Raw genomic sequence first — 17,579 nt, 5'->3', positions numbered from 1 at the left:
TTTGTATTTTTCTTCAAGAAAAGCTGGATCGCACACCCTAAAATTCTCATTATTCGTGGTTTTTTTACTAATTTGCTCTTTTGGTATAGCCTCGGAGGATTTAAGTATTGCAGAAAAAATCTGGAAACTTAGTCAAAACGACGAAATCAGCCAAAGCCAAAAAAAAACTCCATCGAATGGGCAAAAAGTGATTCGTTTGACAATCCAAGATGCGGTCAAATACGTTATTGAAAACAATATAACCGTAAAAAACGCAAAATACGAAATTATTAAAGCAGATTCAGATTTAATTAAGAATGATTCTAAGTTTTTATGGAAGGTCTTGGGAACGGTAGAGTCTTTTCGATCCACTCTCCCGAATAATAGATTGAATGTATTTACAGGAACTAAGATTTCCAATGACAAGTTTAGTGCAGGTATTGAAAAACAATTTGCAACAGGAACTTATTTTAAGTTAGAAGCAAGTGCTGTCCGATTTGACTCCAACGCATTTGAATCTTCTTCTACTCCTGCAGATTTTAAATTTATGGCAGTTCCTCCTATGTACACGGGTGCGGTTTCTTTTACTTTAAGTCAGGAGCTTTTGAAAAGTAGCTTTGGTAAAACTGAAAAAAATCAGGTGAAGATTTTAGAAAATCAAACTGCCATGAAAAGAGAAGAATTGATCTATCAATTGTCTGGACTCATTGTGCAAGTTTTGGTGGATTATTGGAGCCTTACAATTTATGATTCTGCTGTTCAAACTTATGAAAAATTGCTAAAAAATACGATTGAAATTCGGGACTTAACGAGACGAAAACAAAATCTTGGGCTTGCTGAAAAATTTGAAATCAATCAGTGGAATTCTGCCCTCGCCGGTGTAAAAAGCCAATTAGAAAAAACAAAACAAGATAGAGAAGAAACAAAAATCAAGCTGCTTAGAATATTGAATGTGGATCCGACTTCGGAGGTCACAGGGCTTACAGATTTGACTGAGAACGCCGTTGCATTGAAAAAAACAATTTCAGAGGATATAGACTACGCTTACCAAAATCGAATTGATTTAAGAAATGTAATACGAGAAAAAGAGATTTCAGAGCTTAGTTTAACCAATGCTGAAAAAGAGGATATTCCTTCGCTAAAAGTGTCTGCCACGTATTCATCGAGAGGGCAAAACCTCATTTCTCCACAGGAAAATTATTTGAATACAGAGCACGCTATTCTGTCTATGAAATACCCTGAGTACAGAGGAGATGTGAAACTCAGTTACCCGCTATGGGACAAAGGAATTAAATCAAATATACGGGATGCATTGGCTACAAGAGAGCAAGTGAAACTAAAAGAGAAAAAATTAAGAGATGAAATTTTAGACGAAGTGAAAACCAGAAGAGAAGCTATTGAAGCGAGCTTTGAAATTTTACACAAATCGCAAAACATGGAAAATGAATTAGAGAGGTTTTACAAAGGAGTGATGGGGCAGTTTCGACAAGGCAAGTACCCTGCAATCGCAGTCAAAAATGCACTTGATGCTTATGTTCAGTCCCAATTAGGTACGATCCAGTCAAAAGTAAACTACAATATCAATATACTAAGGTACGATTTGTCTAAGAATTATATTTTTGAAAAGTATGGTGTAGATATAGTAAAAATTATTTCAGAGATTAGGTAATGCAGCAAAAAGATTTAGACACCGAGAAAAAGATACTATTGGCTGCGCGGAAAGTTTTTGCAGAATTTGGTTTTGGTGCTGCTAGAATTGACGAGATTGCAAAGATCGCAAAAGTAAATAAAGCAATGATCTACTACCATTTCAAGAATAAAGAAGATTTGTATCTTGCGGTAATTCACTCTTTTTTTGATTTTGATTTTCTTTCCAACGAAGAATTGAACCATGTAGAAGGCAAAAGCTGTTGGGAAATTCTATTAAAGACGATCCATTCTTTTGAAAAAAATATTCAAAAAGACAATATTGAAAAGTCTATGCTTATCTGTAGAGAAATGGTGAGTCGTGGTCAAATTTTTCAGATTATGAGAGAGAAATATTGGATCCCTTTTTTTGAGAGAATTCAGAACCTGATTCAGAAAGGAATCTCTACCGGAGAATTTTCCACTTCGGAGAACCCTTATTTTCTTACGTTTTCTATTGTGGCTCACGTAGTGTTTTATTATATCAGTGGAGTAACTTACAAAGATTCCAGTCTTTACCCAAAGCTATTTCCTGAAAATTATTCCGAAAAAATGGAAAAATATATAATCAGTTTTCTTAAAAAACAGCTAAACATTGAATCTTAAAATACATAGATTCAAAAATTTGATAAAATCACCATGAAAAAACCGGTTTTAGGGTTCTTGCAGAAGTGTCATAACTGAAATATTCCTTGACAGAGACCCTGCAAATAGAACAATATAATCCTTAAGAAAAGCCATGCTTATATCTCATCATAGAATACACAATCATCTGATGGTCTCTGTACTGAAGGATATTCTAATGGATAATTCTAGAGATTTTTACGTGGAGTTGCAAAACCTTCTCGATGACACTTCTATCGAAAAAATCAGCTTGAATTTGGGTGAAGTAAGATATATGGACTCATCCGGGATCGGGACTGTAATCCGAACCGCAAGTGAGCAGAAACCTTCGGGTAGGATGGTGTCTGTTTTTAGTTTAAGTAAATCTCTCAATTCTGTATTTAAATTATCAGGGCTACAAAACATACTTGTAATCCATACTAAGGAAGAATTTATTGAGAAATACCCTGAATTTAAGGATATTTTAGGTTAGATTCCGATGAAATTTTTAGTTAATTTAATAATTTGTTTATCTCTTTTTCGTTGCTCTACTGGTTTTGACAGTAGAAAATTAGTTTATAATACTTCAGATTCTGCATACTATCTTTTAGAGAAAGATCAGTTTCCGAATAAAAAATTAGTTTCAGGTGCGTTTTTGCACCCTTTCACTATGGATGAATCTAAGATAATGGACATTTTGGGGAATTTAAAAGTGAAAAAGAAGAATTCATTTGGAGAGACCTCGATTTATATTTTTTCTTTAGGTGAATTAAAGCTAATATCTCGAGATCTGTCCCAATTATTCGGAAATTTAAAAGAAAAAGAAGGAGCTGTATTTATATCTAAGTTTGACGATATAAAATCAGTTCTATCTACCTACAAAAGAACAACTGGATTAATCTGGGTCGATTCTAACGGGTTAAATTTACTATTTGGAGAAATCAAATCTGCTCTTCCGAGAGATTATAAAAGTTTTTTTGACTGGACCAATATTCGTCCGATTAGTATGAACGTAGTCGCTGACGAGAATGAAATCGAGGAAGACTCATTTTTTCAATTCAATACAGTGTCTGGATTCAAAAACAGAAAGTGGCTTATTTTTAAATTGGACGACCTTTCGAAGTACAAGTTTCAAGAGAGGTTAGAAACAAGAAAATTAACCAGAGACGAAGAAACTTCAAGACTGCCAAAATCAGAAGCAATTATTAAAAACTCAGAAACAAAATAGCTTCTTATCAAAGATTTTTTTAAAAAAATGCAAAAATTTTTATAAAAAGTGAACATTTTTATAAATTAGCACTCTAAACAAAAGAGTGACAATAAAATCTGTCACTTAAATAGCTTTAGTGATAAAGGAGAGTCTATGTTTTTCAATTTATTGAATAATCGTTTTTCGGACCCTTGGGGTAGTGAATCCTATCCGGGAATCTGGAAGAATATGGATATTTTAGGTGGGGTGACTTCAAAGTACGCTAAATCACCCGTGAATGTATATTCCAACGATGAAGAAGTGATCGTGTCTATTTTCGCACCGGGTGTTTTGCTTGAGAATATTGATATCGGTATAGAAGAGAAAGTTCTATCAGTCGGAGTGAAATCAGGCAAACAAGAATTTGAAGGGTTTGAGGTTTTGAGATCAGAAATATCGGATAAGAATTTCACCCGAAAATTGGAACTTCCTTTTGAAGTGGAATCAGAAAAAGTGGAGGCAAAATATGTGAATGGTGTGTTGACTATTCAGCTTCCAAAATCTGAAAAATTGAAACCTAAAAAAGTACAAATTAAAGTAGAAAACTAAAATTTTTTATATAAGGAGAAAAATATGGTACAAGAACTTGTTAGAGAAAACACTGAAAACTCAGTAAAAGAAGAAACGAAAAGATTAGAGTTTGTTCCAGATGTGAATATCTATGAATCTGAGAACACATTAATTTTGTTTGTAGATATGCCCGGGGTAGATGAAAAGTCTGTTGATATTACTCTAAACGAAGATATTTTGTCTATTCAGGGAAAGACTTCTCTGGAGATCCCAAAAGAATACAAAAGGATCTATTCTGAGTATAGGATTGGAGATTTTAAGAGAGACTTTAAAGTTTCTAAGCCTGTGGATTTAGAGAATGCAGAGGCAGTAATGAAAAACGGCCAACTGAAGTTGACTTTAAAAAAGTTGAAACCGGAAGCCAGAAAAATTGCGGTAAAGTCTGAATAAGAAAAATCTTTAAGATTCGATGGATGCAGATTTATAGAGATAAGTCTGCATCTAATTTTTTAAAATTTCTGGAAATACTCAATTGTTTTTAAAGTAATTGGAATTGAGCAATTACCGTGGCCACCCCAGCTCAAAGGGCCGATTTCTTTTTCTATGTTTTTTGCACCTTGACCTATAAAATAATTGTAGGCTGTTTCAGAATTGAGTGGGGGGACATCCTTATCTCCTTCACAGGCAAATAGCTTTACCGGAACATTTGGGGTAAAGTTGTAAGTGTTATTTTCTGAAATATAATTTTTCAATCCTGTTTCACCAGCTCCTGAATAATCCGATACAAACTTTGGATTTAAAAGTGAGTCTGTATTTTTGGGAAGATTTTTTGTGATTTCGTATCCGTCCTCTCTTTGGAAAATACCGGTTGAGAAGATTTGTGCAACACTCTCCGAAAAATAATCAGAGAGGGGTCTATTGATTTTGTAAATTGAGTTATAAGCACCTAAAACAAAACTGATATATACATTCACGTTGGACAAAAGAGGATTGGATGGCTTTATAATGTTTGTTGCAGTTGTAGAAAGATCGTAAGGACCAGAACCGGGAGAGGATGCTGTAATCTTTAAATTGTATATCGGATTGTTTGTCAATTCTTTTAATGTAGAAAGAGAGGCCATCCCGCCTTCTGAATATCCTGTTAAAAAGATTTTTTCATTCAGTGGAATTTTATTGTATTCACAAAATTTTTTAATAGCTCGAATCATGTCTATTGTACTGGAGGCAAGAGTTGCTGCATGTAGGTAGGGGTGTTGGAGAAAATTTGTTTTCCCGTATCCGATGTAGTCCGGAACTAAAGTAATGAAGCCATTGGCAGAAAACACAGCTCCACTCAGTCTCCAAATTGTATTGAATCCTATTTCTGTTCCGTGGTTATAACTGATTATTGGAAGTGCGGTATTTTTCCATGGAATCCAGACTGCACCGGAGGCTCGAATTAGACTCCCTGATGTATCAATCGTTTCATATACAATTTCGTGCATTGTCGCCCCGTTCTGTATATTCAAATTGTATTGGGAGCCTGCACCTAAAAAAGAATTTACTCCAAGTCTTAATTGAAACGAATCAACTCGGATCAAGTCTTGAGAAGAAATCAATCTTCCTCTTTTTTGAGAGTCTAAATTGGTATAATCAACAAGAGGGCCGGGTATAAAAGCACAGCCGAAATAGCAACCTATAAGATTGGAGAGATTTTCCTTGTCCTTACTTTTTTGTTTATTATCCGGTATTGCATTGCAGTAGGAAACTAAAATAGATAGGGTGGCTACCTTAAAAAGAAAAATAAAATATTTAGAATTAGAAATCATAAGAGATAGTTTGAAATTATAGAAGAAAGGTTTTGAAATTGTAAGTCTGAAAATTGAGTTTTAGGGATTTTAGATGTCAACGCCAACTGAATATAATCAAGACCTATGTTTGAGTCTGTGTACCTTGGTACGATATGAAAATGCAAGTGTGGGACTTTTTCAGAAATACTAACTGTATAGATTTTTTTTGGGGAAAAATTTTTCTCTACCCAATCTCCGGACTTTTTGAATAGGGATCCTATTTCATTTGCGGATTCTACAGAAAGCTCAGAAAGATTTTCTATGTGGGCTTTTGGTTCGAGATACAAATACCCAGGACAATTTTTTTCTATTTCGGAGTGGCGAAGTATCCAGTAATTTGTAATTTCTAATATATCTGGAATTTTATTTTTATGAATTGCACAAATTGTACAGTCCATTCAAATTAAATACCTTCTGAGTGTTGTATAAATGCTTTGTATCTGTCGTAAACCTCAGTGATATAATCGAGAGAAGAGCAAAACTTAACAATAGAGTGAAAGAAGCGGTATTTTTCGATATCTAAAACTTTCCCATTTTTATCTTTTTGTTCTTTGAGTAGGTTGCGAATCATTCCAATAAATCCGGATCGAATTGAAGTGTCATAACCCGATCTATTGAATCTATACTCTGAAAGAATATCTACAAAGCCTTTTGCATAAACTAAAAATACTTCTTTGTCGTGCAACAGTTTTGCCTGTTCGTCTTTTGAAAATGTGTTTATATAATTATTGAATAGAGTCAGCTCTACCGCATCCTGAACTGAAAGAGATAGTTTTTTTACGTCTTGGTAAAAATTCGATGTAATGCTATAAGTTACAAAATCTCTCCATGACTGTTCGGTAGTTTTGATAGTATTCAGGTCATTGATGTTCATATTCTTTATAACAAAAAACAGTTAATTTTAGTTTTTTCTCCTATTAATCTTTTCTTAACCCGAAAAATTAGTCCGATTATTAATGTATTAGAATGGATTTTTTATGTCAAAGTTTTTTATTGCTTTTATAATATTATTCGTATTTTCCTGCAAAGACGGTAAGGAATCCGGTTTTTTGGGTGTAAAAACGCCAATTTTAGATTGGCTGCAAAATACCGCCGGTCACCCGGGGTATATTGAAAAAAAAAGTATCATTTTGGGCTTGGTCGATCGGATTAAGAAAGAAAACTATTCTTTACAAGAGTATTTACGGGGAAGGTTAATCTTTGAAGGGGTTTTACAAGCCATTCTAAGTGGAAACAAGGAAGCCTCAAGACAGTGGACCCAGGAATTAGAATCCATCCAAAATCTTGGAGGGCTTAGAATCGGCAAAAAAGGGGAGGTCATATTTTCTTTTGGAGATTGGACAGATCTGTATTCAGACGGGTATTCAAAAACCAAGCTAAAAAAATCTTTACTAATCCAGAAAATTCAAACAGACGAAGAAAACGAGGTCACATTTTTTATCAGAAATCGTAGTGGATATTTCCCTGTTGATTTTTCCTATATCGGATTTGAGGGTGAATTTTTTCTTTTTCAGGGGGATGGCAGTTTACGTTATGCGAAATCTGATTCTGTTGATTATTCCATCCGACATGAAAAGTTTAGAGAAAATTTTTCTGATATAAAAAAATCTCACCCAAATTCTGAAGTATATATTTATGAAGATTTGACTCTTTACTATATCCCAGGAAAAACACCCCTATCTTTTTATATATTTTTACTCTTGAAAATTGCTATTCTATTTTCATTTTTCATTTTTTGTATTTTTGGATATAAGGAAGTAAAACAGTCTATAGAAAAATATAGATTAGAAGAAAAAGAAAGAAGCCATAAGGTGAGCCTGTTTCAACAAAATAGCTCAACTTCAGAATTTCGTTTGCCTTTATTAGAAAAAAAAGAAATCAAAAAAGACTCATCCTATTCTATAGAGGCAGAAAAAGAGTCAGACAAAAAATTGGAAGACGGCAAAAAAGATTCTGTGGATCGTTTTATAACAGAGCTTGTAGCTAAACAAGAAAACACAAAACTGACTTTGGCAGAGAAAGGCATGAAATATTCTAAAATTGAAAAAATAGAGTAAAATTTAAGTTTTTAAAATAAAAATTTCTTTCTTTTTTTTTAGAATTCATTTTTTTAATCTTTAAGCGAAAACGCTTATGAAAATTGAATCTATTTACAGACATTTCCTAGTGACTCCGGTGCAAGAGATCCCAGTAATTAGTACTGAAACAGATGAGCTTGTCGGTTTTTTATCCAAAAATAAAATTTTATTGGAAATGAGTGATCTTTCCTTGTCTGGAAAAGTTTATGAAAAAATCCCCAAGCACTTATTGGAAAAAACATTCCATGAAAATCTAATCGTATTTTTTCAATCCAATCGACTTATTCCGGTTTTGTCGGAGACAGGTGAAAAAGTAGGAGAATGGGATAAGCCCAGATTTCTCGCAGAGTTTTCTAAGTCTGTAAAAAAAGAAGAAGAGAAAGAAAAACCAATAGTAGAAAAAAAACAATTGGTCTCTCCTGATGAAAAGATTCAATGGTTTACTTCTTTAATCTTAGAGAATTTTCCGGATCCTCTAATTGCAACGGATATAGAAGGGAATTCGGTTTTTTACAATGAAAAATTTGAAAAAGAAATTTTAGTGAAACCAAGTTTTCGTAACTCAATTGTATTTGCAGAAAGGTTTTTAAGAGATTTGAATAAAGATCTGTTTGCGAATTTTTTGAAAACCAATAGTATTGAAAATTTAAAAGGCTCTCCGAACCAATTCTTGCAGACTTATATAAAACAGGTAGATCGAATTTTGAGAGTGATTCCTTTGGAGAAAAAAGACAAAACTCTCGGATTCTTGTATCAGTTTATCTTGCCCGGCAATAGGCTCTCTGTAATGGGAGAAGATGGAATGAGTTTTCCTTCTATAGAAGAGGCGTTTCACAATAAGCTACCTCTTGAGGTTGTTTTGAATGAAACTGAAAGCAGGTACATTTACTACTATTTGAAATCTAACGGAAATAACATTTCCCATACTGCAAAGGCTCTAGGAATTCCAAGATCTACTTTACAAAATCGAATTCGTCAGTTAAACCTTACAAAAAAAATGAAAACTACTATAGAAGATACCCCGATTGAAAGAAAAACCAAACCCGTCAAGAAAGTACTTCCAAAACTGCGATCGAAAAAAATTGTATCAAAGAAAAAAAAGCCTGTTTCTGTTAAAAATAGTTTGAAAAAAAATATAAAAACTATTGGAAAAAACAAAGAAAAAATAAAGAAATCCTTGACAGTTAAATCTAAGAAAAATAAATAGATTTTGGAACGCTCAGAAGTTCTCTATTAGATCACATCTTAATTCAATCAAATTAAATTAAAAGGCAAGCACCCTAAAAAAGGACATGACAATTACAAAAAAAAATTCTGAACAACCTATTATTCAAGCAGAGGTCGATACTGAAAATCTTACAGTTGTAGATTCTCCATCTCAGGAAATCTCAAACAATGGTTCCAACTCCGACCACAGAAATCACAAAAAGAAAAAAAAGCACTACGAGGGACCGACACCGGATCCGATTGATTTAGTCGCTCTAAAGCAAAAAGCAATAGGCGAGCTTACCGAAATGGCAAAGTCCATGGGGGTAGAAAATACCAACGGTTTAAAAAAACAAAATCTAATATTTGCAATTTTGCAAGCACAAACCGAAAGAGATGGACAAGTCCATGCAGTCGGTGTAATGGAGAAACTCCCAGACGGGTATGGCTTTTTACGATCCCCCGATTACAACTATGTGCCTGGACCGGATGATATTTATGTATCTCCTTCTCAAATTAAACTTTTTGGTTTAAGAACCGGAGACACAGTAGAAGGTCAAATCCGTCCTCCCAAAGAATCGGAAAGGTTTTTTGCATTGCTTAGAGTTGAGTTAATCAACGGGGTTTCACCTGAGATTGCAAGTAGAAGAGTTTTATTTGATAACCTGACTCCACTCTACCCAAATGAAAGACTCGTGTTGGAATTTGATCCTTCTCATTTAGATACAAGGATTTTAGATCTTATGGTTCCAATCGGAAAAGGGCAGAGAGGATTAATCGTTGCACCTCCCAGAACTGGTAAAACTGTAATTATGCAAAATATTGCAAATGCAATTACAAGAAATCACCCCGAAGTGTATTTGATCGTACTTTTGATAGACGAAAGACCGGAAGAAGTTACAGACATGGCGCGTAACGTAAAAGGTGAAGTGGTCAGCTCTACATTTGATGAGCCAGCCCAAAGACACGTACAAGTCGCAGAAATGGTAATAGAAAAAGCAAAAAGACTCGTAGAGCACGGTAGAGATGTTGTAATTTTATTAGACTCGATTACAAGGCTTGCCAGAGCCTACAACCAAGTTATCCCAACATCCGGTAAAATCTTATCCGGTGGTGTGGATTCAAACGCCCTTCATAAACCAAAAAGATTTTTTGGTGCAGCAAGAAATATTGAAGGTGGAGGCTCTCTCACTATTATTGCTACTGCACTAATAGACACAGGCTCTAAAATGGATGAAGTAATTTTTGAAGAGTTTAAAGGAACAGGAAACATGGAAGCCCACTTAGATCGAAAATTGTCCGACAAGAGAATCTTTCCGGCTATTGATATCAACAGATCCGGAACCAGAAAAGAAGAGCTTTTGCAAAAACCAGACGTTCTCCAAAAAGTATTTATTTTGCGAAAGGTACTTTCCCCTATGAGCATTACAGAAAGTATGGAATTGCTCTTAGATAAAATGCGGGGAACTAAGACAAATGACGCATTTTTAGCAAGCATGAATTCTTAAAAAAGGTGAGAAAGTTATGAAAGAAGGAATCCATCCAAAATATATTGACGCAAAGATTAAATGTTCTTGTGGTGCTGTTATTGAAACCCGATCCAGTGCGGGTGATATACAAGTTGAAATTTGTTCAAGTTGCCATCCGTTTTATACCGGAAAGTCTAAATTGGTAGATACAACGGGTAGAGTGGATAAATTTAAGAAAAAATACAAAATGAAATAGGCCCTACGTAGCACAAGCCTTTTGCACGATGTGGCGAAGTCCAACCCAGCCCTTGCAAGCAAGCGATGCAAGAGCTGAGGAAGCGAGTAAGCTACGTTATCAGTTGTTGCATTTGAAGGTGTAATTAATTTTAGAAATATCTTTTACCCGAAAATAAAAAGAGGTAAAGAATATGGCAAAACAAAATCCAGAAAAGACGAGCTCCTTGAAGAGTTGATCAAGGAATACAAAATCCTGAAATAATTGATCGGTGAAAATGGTCTTTAAAAAGAATTAACCAAAGCTATAGTCGAGAAGGCTGGATGGCAGGTCGAGTCAACCCATGAATTGGGTTATGAAAACATTCTCGTCAAAATGGTGCCGGCAATTCCCCGCAATGGTTTTCGAAAAAGACTATCAAGATGCGATTTTGAAACCTGAAATCGACGTTCCAATTAACCGAAATTCCGAATTTGAACTTAGATAATCAAGAAAACCAGACCCATTGGAATGGATTTGATGATAAAATAATTTCTATGTATTAGCGAGGAATGACGACACGAACATCCAGGCTCATCTTCAGGAAATCTATCAGGTTGGAAGTTTCTCCTGATCTGATCTCCACAGTAACAGATGGTGTAATCGAAGAAGTAGTAAAATGGCAGACCAGACCTATTGATTCAATCTATCCGATTATTTATCTTGATGCATTGAGTTCTGTCAAATAGAGACGATGGTCAGGTCAAAAACAAGGCTGTTCATATGGCTATCGGCGTCATGCATGAACGGTTTAAAAGAGGTTTTGAGTCTGGATCCCAGAAAATTAGGATCCGTTCTGGCTCCAAATCCTGACTGAACTAAAAACCGTGGGTTGCAGGATATATTGATTGCCTGTGTTGATGGACTTACCAAGTTTTCCGGAAGCGATTAAAACTATTTATCCAAATGCCAAGTTCAGCTTTGTATCGTTCATATGGTCAGAAATTTCTGAAGCATGTTTCCTTTAAAAATCGAAAGAGAGCTTTCATCTGATTGAAAAATCTATCGTGCAGTACTAACGTTGAGGAAGCAAAATTAAAACTTCAGGAATTTTCTAAAATGGATTCAAATATCCGATGATTTCAAAACTTTGGAAAACAGATGGAATGAGATAATTCAACTTTCTTGCCTATCCGGCAGAAATCAGAAAAGTAATTTACACAACCAATGCAATCGAGTCTTTGAATATGACGTTTTCGGAAAAGTGATCAAACCGGGCTTCATTTCCAGAATGATGATGCGGCAAAAAAACTGTTGTATCTGGCTCTGCAGAATGCATCAAAAAAATGGACCATGCCTATCCGGGATTGGGGTGCTGCGATTAATCAGTTTGCAATAAATTTTGAAGGGAGAATGGAAATTTAAACGGAAAAGGATTTTACACAAAATTTCCTACACCCTCTTGCATTTATTTCACAGTCCAGTTTTCAATTTTTAAATTGTGAACTTTTTTGAATTCTTTTGTATTATTTGTTACAAGAATTGCATTCTTTGCTAATACTGTCGCAGCAATTATATAATCATTCGGACCTATAATAGCTCCTTTCAATTCCAATAATGATCTAATTTTCGAGTATGCAATTGAGCAAGTATCATCAAACGAAATAACTTCGAATGGTTCAAGAAACCTATTTATATTAGCTAAATTTCTAGTTTTATTCTGACTTTTTTCAGCGCCATAAAGAAGCTCAGCTTTAACAATAGATGGAATTTTTATATTATTCGGATTAGTATTTTGAATATTATCTACTATCGGTTGATATAATCCTTTAAGGAAATATACGCATATATTTGTATCTAAAAAATAAATCATAAACTTTCTCTTTTAGAATCATGGTTAAAGGATAATTGCTTAATTTTAAATGATTCATCAGCGATAGAACCAAATAAGTCAAAAAATCCTTGTGGATAATCTTCTTTTATTACTTTTTTAATATTTTTACCTACCCATTTAGAAATCGAAATTTTTTCTTTATTCGCAGCTTTCTCTATTTTGGTTAAAGTATCTTTGTCGATGTATAGTGATATTTGTGGCACAGGAAACCTCCTATGTTAAAGATAGTTAATAGTATGAAGATGTCAAGTATATTTGCAAGTATAGTTTAAATGCAATTGCAGTCTAATTAGGGTCATACACACAATCTTTAGAAAATCCTTCCGGGCTAATCTTTAGCCCTTGGATTAGTCTTGCCCAGAAATTTACTTGGGCTATTGTGTAATCTATTGCGACAATTTCGCTTTCGCTGAAATATATTTTTAAATCACTGTAGATTTTATCAGTAACTAAAACAGGACTTTTGGATAAGAGTTTTGAATATTGGATACATACTTTTTCTTTTTTGGAAAAGCTTTTTATGTTATTAAATAATTTTTCGTCTTGAAGACTAAGTAACTCTTTACTTGTTATATAGAACTTGGAATAGTTTTCCGAATTCATATCTATACAAAACGGACAATTTACGGATAGGGACGCTTGGATTCTGATTAGTTTCAAAATTCTTTTGTCTAACCCTTTGTGCTTATTTACGATAAGCGATTCGAGTAGAAATGCGCCTAACGCACCTTTTGGATAGTGACACAAAAGCCTTGCGGGTAGTAATTTTTTTTTAGTGATCTTTTCTGCAAAATAGATAAGTATGCGAAAAAAAATTGGTTTTTTTTTGGCTCAGATATAAATAAGTTATTTTTTTTCATTTTATATTTTGAAAAACTACGCACCTATTGGAATTTGTGCCTTTTAGGTTATTGTCCACTTTCCAGCAATTGGAAAGTTTGGTAAATTTTTGTGAATTTATATAAGTCTTTTTCCAATAGAGTGAGGTGTCTTTTGCGTTCTGGATAATCTCTTTTTCTAGGGAGATTTGGTTATTTCCTTTTTGAACTTCGCCAACTTCCATTACAATATATGAATTTTTTTTCAACACTCTAGATGATTCTTTAAAAACATCGGAAATGAATTTATTCCATTCAGAAAGATTTTTGAATATGCTGATTCTTGGCTCTTCTTGTAAACCAAGAAACCATTTTCTCATCCAGTTGTCTTTTGCGTAATCTACCTTGTCTAAAAATGGAGGTGAGGTAATAATTAAATCAACTGATGAATCTTTCAATAGAGAAATATTGGTCGCACTTTGATTTAAGTATAAATTGTTCGCGGAAAATTCATGATAGAACGGGGGGAGTGGTTTAGAAAGATCTCTTTTCATTTTAGAATAGATTCTGGGTTTTACTTCTCTATACTCCGGCTTTTGATTTCGTTTGATGTTATTTTTTTCTTGAGATTTTGGTTCGATAGAAATTTGAGGGAAGGTATATACTGAAAAAAAACCCGGGCTATGACCGTGGAGTCTGGAGAGAGCTGTCAAAATAATGTATTTGATTTCAGGTGAATTGTCTTTTATAAAAATTTTTTTTAAATTTTTTATTTCATTCAAAGTGTCTTTATGGAAGAAGTGGAGCATATCTTCATCATTGCTTTCTTCTGTTGTTTTTGTTTTTAGATTCAGTTTATTTAGGGTTTTTTCTAAATCAGAAATAGAAGGAATGTTTTTTCTGGATTCTGCGAGAAAGTTTGATACAGGGTTGATATCGTTGTGTATTCCAAAATGACCTTCTAAATTGGCTTGAATGCAAGTCGTACCTCTCCCACCAAACGGATCGAGTACTATAGATTTTTTTTTATTCAAATACTTATTCATAAAAAAAGAAGGAAGCTCAGGCTTAAAAGAAGCCCTGTAACTCACTACATAGTGAATAGGGTGGGATTGCCTTTGCATGGATGTCCAGAATTCTCCTACTTCGGTTTTATTGTCTTTTAGAGATAAATTATTTCTATTCATTCTTCCTGTCTTGCCCTCGACTATGGAATAAATATCGGTACAGAGACTCATAGCAATGAAGGAATATTTTTAGCTATAAAAAATACGTTATGCGGAATGCTATACGACATAAGTAAAATAAAATTGAAGAATGATTATAAAAAAGTGTTTTTAGATGCTTTTTTTTGATTGGATTTTTAGTGAAAATTTCAAGAATGTAAAACTTTGGAGAAAAGTATGGATGTTGGAAGGATCGACCTCTTTTTTCGGAGGGGGATTAGTTTTGTTACGATTATTTTTGGTGTCGCTCAATTACTTATTTTAGAAAAAAATATTTGGATAGACGGAATTTTTGTAATTTGTATGGCGGGGGTTGTAGGCTATTACACAAACTATCTTGCGATTAGAATGCTTTTTCAGCCAAAACAGGGTAAGGTATTGGGCTGGGAAGGACTTGTCCCAAAAAATAAGGCGAACATCGCAAAAAGTTTGGGAGAAAGTATTCAAAAAAATTTATTGGCTCCCGACATTTTATTAGAATATGTTTACGAAAAAAAACTAATTCAAAAAGGCACTAAGCGTTTAGAGAAATGGTTGGATGAGATTTTACAAAATGAAGATGTCCGAAAAAAAGTAACTTCTAAGATTATAGGCTCTCTTCAAGAAAAAGGGCCGGAGATTTTGTCTCAGACGTTTAACTTAGTGGAAGACACATTAAAAGATATTGCCGGAAGTCCGAAAGAAATAGAAAAACTTTGGGTAGAAATCCGTAAAAGAATTATAGAATACATTCAGTCAAAAGAAAATAGAGAAACCATCGTTGAGCTAATCAAAAAGTTGGTTTCAGAGCAAATCCCTGAATTGTCTATTATTTTGAATAACGCCATTGATGAATATTTAAAACAAAAAAATACCATAGGCACAATTGGTTTTGGGATTAAGAAAATTATTTCTTTTGACAATAACGCACTCCAAGAACTATTACAAGATTTTATTGAGAATGATGAAACTACAGACAAATTTTTGGGAGTACTAGATATATTGGTTGTAGATATTCAAAAAAAAATTTCTTCTTTGGAGACCCAAGAATATATTTTGCTAAAGATGAAAGATTGGGTTGATACGATGAGCAAGTATTCTAAAGATACTATTTTGCCAGCGGCAATCGATCGATTACAAAAATTTTTAGAAGATAAGAAAAATTGGGAAAAGATAGGAGATTATTCATTTAAAATTTTAGATTATGCGAAAGAAAAACTGATTGAATACATGCGATCACCCGAAGGAAGTAGATACTTAAAAATTCAAATCGGAAATATTGTTCATCAAATTAATATTACCCATCTTGTTCAAGAGCAAGTAATGAAGCTGGATACTGACGAGTTAGAAAAAATGATCTTAGACAATACGGGTGGAAATTTAGTTATGATCCAGTTTCTTGGTGGAGTGCTCGGACTTATTGCAGGTTTTATTCAGGTGCATATTTATTTTGCTCTACCTGTTCTTGGTTTGACATTTCTTGCGTGGGTGTCGTACTATCGAAATCAGAAAAAGTTTTTGAAATAAATCGAGTTTCTTTTTTATTGAATATATCAAAATTATTTGTAGAGTAGTTTTTTTAAGTTTCCTATCGGAGTTTTTAATGCAAACAAATTTGAATTACCTAAACCAAGAATTAAAACTTCCTTGTGGGGCAGTTTTAAAAAACAGGATCGGAAAATCTGCCATGAGTGAAAACATGGCAAACAAAGACCATAAGATAAATCAAAAATTTATACACCTTTATAAAAGATGGGCTTATGGTGGTGCGGGTTTACTTTTGACTGGAAACATTATGATAGACAGTAAGGCTTTAGGTGAGCCAAGAAATGTGGTTTTTGAAAAGGAAAATATAGACCCATTATTGAAAGATTGGGCAAATTCTGGAAAAGAAAACAACACCCATTTCTGGACACAGTTGAATCATCCAGGGAAGCAAGCCCCTAAGTTTTTAAGCAAGTCACCTGTAGCTCCCTCTGCCATCCCATTTCGCTCTCCTTTAAATAAGGCATTTTCTACACCGAGAGAATTGACTGAAAAAGAAATTTATGAAATCATAGAAAGGTTTACCTTTGCGGCAAAACTATCAAAAGATAGCGGGTTTAGCGGAGTTCAGATTCATGGAGCACATGGGTATTTAGTTAGCCAATTTCTATCCCCAAAGCATAACATAAGAGAAGACGATTGGGGAGGAACTCCTAAAAAGAGGATGAGGTTTGTTTCAAAATTATACGAGTCTATTAGAAAAGAAGTAGGAAAAAATTTTCCTGTCGGAATTAAATTGAATTCTGCTGATTTTCAAAGAGGCGGATTTACTAAACATGAATCTATGGAAGTGGTAGAGTATTTATCGTCAGAGGGAATGGACCTGATCGAAATTTCTGGAGGGACTTATGAGTCACCTGTAATGATGGGAGAAACCAAAAAGGAAAGCACGAAAGAAAGAGAAGCCTATTTTTTGGATTATTGTGAAGAAGTAAGAAAAAAAGTAAAAACTCCTCTAATGTTGACAGGAGGGTTTAGGAGTCTTGAAACAATGAATAAGGCGATTCAAAGTGGTGTTTGTGATTTAATAGGTCTTGGGCGTTCTATTGTGATTCAACCTGAATTTCCTAATGACTTACTCTCTGGAAAAAATATAAAAAGTATGGTTAAGCCCTTGTCCACCGGGATTAAAATTTTAGATTCTATTATTCCTTTAGAAATAACTTGGTACACAGAGCAAATTCATAGAATAGGCAAGGGACTAAACCCAATTCCTGACAGAAACGCACTCGCTTCTGCCATTCATACAGTTTTAGATTTTGGGCTGGAAGGATTGAAAAGAGTAAGAGTATAA

Annotated in this window: 19 protein-coding genes and 1 pseudogene; 13 read left to right on the top strand and 7 right to left on the bottom strand. The window is 34.0% G+C overall.

Annotated features, from left to right (window positions below):
* Positions 1 to 55: 55 nt before the first annotated feature.
* From HS129_06585 to HS129_06560, 6 genes are all read left to right on the top strand, one after another.
* Positions 56 to 1,648, top strand: a complete 1,593-nt coding sequence (locus tag HS129_06585) for a TolC family protein (GenBank protein MBE7411716.1) — start codon at positions 56 to 58, stop codon at positions 1,646 to 1,648.
* Complete coding sequence (locus tag HS129_06580) at positions 1,648 to 2,271, top strand: TetR/AcrR family transcriptional regulator (protein ID MBE7411715.1); 624 nt, start codon at positions 1,648 to 1,650, stop codon at positions 2,269 to 2,271. Before HS129_06585 ends, HS129_06580 begins: the two co-directional genes overlap by 1 nt.
* A 133-nt stretch (positions 2,272 to 2,404) precedes the next feature.
* Positions 2,405 to 2,761, top strand: coding sequence for an STAS domain-containing protein (locus HS129_06575; GenBank protein MBE7411714.1), 357 nt, complete (start codon positions 2,405 to 2,407; stop codon positions 2,759 to 2,761).
* Between the two features lie 6 nt (positions 2,762 to 2,767).
* Positions 2,768 to 3,496, top strand: coding sequence for a hypothetical protein (locus HS129_06570; GenBank protein ID MBE7411713.1), 729 nt, complete (start codon positions 2,768 to 2,770; stop codon positions 3,494 to 3,496).
* A 135-nt stretch (positions 3,497 to 3,631) separates the two neighbouring features.
* Positions 3,632 to 4,066: an Hsp20/alpha crystallin family protein gene (locus tag HS129_06565; GenBank protein MBE7411712.1), complete on the top strand. Its 435-nt coding sequence runs from the start codon at positions 3,632 to 3,634 to the stop codon at positions 4,064 to 4,066.
* Between the two features lie 24 nt (positions 4,067 to 4,090).
* Positions 4,091 to 4,477, top strand: a complete 387-nt coding sequence (locus tag HS129_06560; protein ID MBE7411711.1) for an Hsp20/alpha crystallin family protein — start codon at positions 4,091 to 4,093, stop codon at positions 4,475 to 4,477.
* A 59-nt stretch (positions 4,478 to 4,536) separates the two neighbouring features.
* On the opposite strand, the gene HS129_06555 is transcribed toward HS129_06560, so the two are convergent.
* The 3 genes from HS129_06555 to HS129_06545 are packed head-to-tail and all read right to left on the bottom strand — an operon-like array spanning position 4,537 to position 6,730.
* A complete protein-coding gene (locus HS129_06555; protein MBE7411710.1) occupies positions 4,537 to 5,835 on the bottom strand; it encodes a hypothetical protein in 1,299 nt (432 codons plus the stop codon).
* On the bottom strand, positions 5,832 to 6,254 hold the full coding sequence (locus tag HS129_06550; GenBank protein ID MBE7411709.1) for an HIT domain-containing protein: 423 nt from the start codon (positions 6,252 to 6,254) through the stop codon (positions 5,832 to 5,834). Before HS129_06550 ends, HS129_06555 begins: the two co-directional genes overlap by 4 nt.
* A gap of 5 nt (positions 6,255 to 6,259) precedes the next feature.
* On the bottom strand, positions 6,260 to 6,730 hold the full coding sequence (locus HS129_06545; protein MBE7411708.1) for a hypothetical protein: 471 nt from the start codon (positions 6,728 to 6,730) through the stop codon (positions 6,260 to 6,262).
* Between the two features lie 103 nt (positions 6,731 to 6,833).
* On the opposite strand from HS129_06545, the gene HS129_06540 reads away from it, so the two are divergent.
* The 5 genes and pseudogenes from HS129_06540 to HS129_06520 all read left to right on the top strand — a co-directional run bounded on the left by HS129_06540 (position 6,834) and on the right by HS129_06520 (position 12,248).
* Entirely contained in the window at positions 6,834 to 7,913 is a 1,080-nt protein-coding gene (locus HS129_06540) for a hypothetical protein (protein ID MBE7411707.1), read from the top strand.
* A 76-nt stretch (positions 7,914 to 7,989) separates the two neighbouring features.
* Positions 7,990 to 9,141, top strand: a complete 1,152-nt coding sequence (locus HS129_06535; protein MBE7411706.1) for a transcriptional regulator — start codon at positions 7,990 to 7,992, stop codon at positions 9,139 to 9,141.
* Between the two features lie 85 nt (positions 9,142 to 9,226).
* Positions 9,227 to 10,648: a transcription termination factor Rho gene (rho, locus tag HS129_06530; protein MBE7411705.1), complete on the top strand. Its 1,422-nt coding sequence runs from the start codon at positions 9,227 to 9,229 to the stop codon at positions 10,646 to 10,648.
* A 16-nt stretch (positions 10,649 to 10,664) separates the two neighbouring features.
* Positions 10,665 to 10,865, top strand: coding sequence for a 50S ribosomal protein L31 (rpmE, locus tag HS129_06525; protein ID MBE7411704.1), 201 nt, complete (start codon positions 10,665 to 10,667; stop codon positions 10,863 to 10,865).
* Positions 10,866 to 11,018: 153 nt separating this feature from the next.
* A pseudogene (locus tag HS129_06520) lies at positions 11,019 to 12,248 on the top strand (IS256 family transposase).
* A gap of 43 nt (positions 12,249 to 12,291) precedes the next feature.
* Here HS129_06520 and HS129_06515 read toward each other — a convergent pair.
* From HS129_06515 to HS129_06500, 4 genes are all read right to left on the bottom strand, one after another.
* On the bottom strand, positions 12,292 to 12,696 hold the full coding sequence (locus HS129_06515) for a type II toxin-antitoxin system VapC family toxin (protein ID MBE7411703.1): 405 nt from the start codon (positions 12,694 to 12,696) through the stop codon (positions 12,292 to 12,294).
* Complete coding sequence (locus tag HS129_06510; GenBank protein ID MBE7411702.1) at positions 12,693 to 12,920, bottom strand: toxin-antitoxin system, antitoxin component; 228 nt, start codon at positions 12,918 to 12,920, stop codon at positions 12,693 to 12,695. The genes HS129_06515 and HS129_06510 overlap by 4 nt, the downstream gene beginning before the upstream one ends.
* 82 nt (positions 12,921 to 13,002) lie before the next feature.
* Complete coding sequence (locus tag HS129_06505; protein MBE7411701.1) at positions 13,003 to 13,464, bottom strand: carboxymuconolactone decarboxylase family protein; 462 nt, start codon at positions 13,462 to 13,464, stop codon at positions 13,003 to 13,005.
* A gap of 109 nt (positions 13,465 to 13,573) precedes the next feature.
* The gene (locus tag HS129_06500; GenBank protein MBE7411700.1) at positions 13,574 to 14,722 is read right to left on the bottom strand and encodes a site-specific DNA-methyltransferase; all 1,149 of its coding nucleotides are present in this window, start codon (positions 14,720 to 14,722) and stop codon (positions 13,574 to 13,576) included.
* A gap of 216 nt (positions 14,723 to 14,938) precedes the next feature.
* On the opposite strand from HS129_06500, the gene HS129_06495 reads away from it, so the two are divergent.
* Both HS129_06495 and HS129_06490 read left to right on the top strand, forming a co-directional pair.
* Positions 14,939 to 16,267, top strand: a complete 1,329-nt coding sequence (locus HS129_06495) for a DUF445 family protein (GenBank protein MBE7411699.1) — start codon at positions 14,939 to 14,941, stop codon at positions 16,265 to 16,267.
* Positions 16,268 to 16,343: 76 nt separating this feature from the next.
* Positions 16,344 to 17,579 (top strand): NADH:flavin oxidoreductase/NADH oxidase family protein, encoded by a 1,236-nt coding sequence (locus tag HS129_06490; protein ID MBE7411698.1) that lies wholly within the window; start codon positions 16,344 to 16,346, stop codon positions 17,577 to 17,579.

The organism is Leptospiraceae bacterium, assembly GCA_015075105.1.
Taxonomy (GTDB): Bacteria; Spirochaetota; Leptospiria; order Leptospirales; family Leptospiraceae; genus JABWCC01.
The sequence above is the reverse complement of the archived record's forward strand: the minus strand, read 5'-3'. Positions and strand labels throughout refer to the sequence as shown.

Bases quoted from the DNA above. Each gene is read 5' to 3' on its own strand.
- HS129_06535 (MBE7411706.1), top strand. From the start codon at position 7,990: ATGAAAATTGAATCTATTTACAGACATTTCCTAGTGACTCCGGTGCAA.
- rho (MBE7411705.1), top strand. From the start codon at position 9,227: ATGACAATTACAAAAAAAAATTCTGAACAACCTATTATTCAAGCAGAG.
- HS129_06540 (MBE7411707.1), top strand. From the start codon at position 6,834: ATGTCAAAGTTTTTTATTGCTTTTATAATATTATTCGTATTTTCCTGC.
- HS129_06575 (MBE7411714.1), top strand. From the start codon at position 2,405: ATGCTTATATCTCATCATAGAATACACAATCATCTGATGGTCTCTGTA.
- HS129_06565 (MBE7411712.1), top strand. From the start codon at position 3,632: ATGTTTTTCAATTTATTGAATAATCGTTTTTCGGACCCTTGGGGTAGT.
- HS129_06545 (MBE7411708.1), bottom strand. From the start codon at position 6,730: ATGAACATCAATGACCTGAATACTATCAAAACTACCGAACAGTCATGG.
- HS129_06580 (MBE7411715.1), top strand. From the start codon at position 1,648: ATGCAGCAAAAAGATTTAGACACCGAGAAAAAGATACTATTGGCTGCG.
- rpmE (MBE7411704.1), top strand. From the start codon at position 10,665: ATGAAAGAAGGAATCCATCCAAAATATATTGACGCAAAGATTAAATGT.
- HS129_06555 (MBE7411710.1), bottom strand. From the start codon at position 5,835: ATGATTTCTAATTCTAAATATTTTATTTTTCTTTTTAAGGTAGCCACC.
- HS129_06560 (MBE7411711.1), top strand. From the start codon at position 4,091: ATGGTACAAGAACTTGTTAGAGAAAACACTGAAAACTCAGTAAAAGAA.
- HS129_06490 (MBE7411698.1), top strand. From the start codon at position 16,344: ATGCAAACAAATTTGAATTACCTAAACCAAGAATTAAAACTTCCTTGT.
- HS129_06495 (MBE7411699.1), top strand. From the start codon at position 14,939: ATGGATGTTGGAAGGATCGACCTCTTTTTTCGGAGGGGGATTAGTTTT.
- HS129_06570 (MBE7411713.1), top strand. From the start codon at position 2,768: ATGAAATTTTTAGTTAATTTAATAATTTGTTTATCTCTTTTTCGTTGC.
- HS129_06515 (MBE7411703.1), bottom strand. From the start codon at position 12,696: ATGATTTATTTTTTAGATACAAATATATGCGTATATTTCCTTAAAGGA.
- HS129_06500 (MBE7411700.1), bottom strand. From the start codon at position 14,722: ATGAATAGAAATAATTTATCTCTAAAAGACAATAAAACCGAAGTAGGA.
- HS129_06550 (MBE7411709.1), bottom strand. From the start codon at position 6,254: ATGGACTGTACAATTTGTGCAATTCATAAAAATAAAATTCCAGATATA.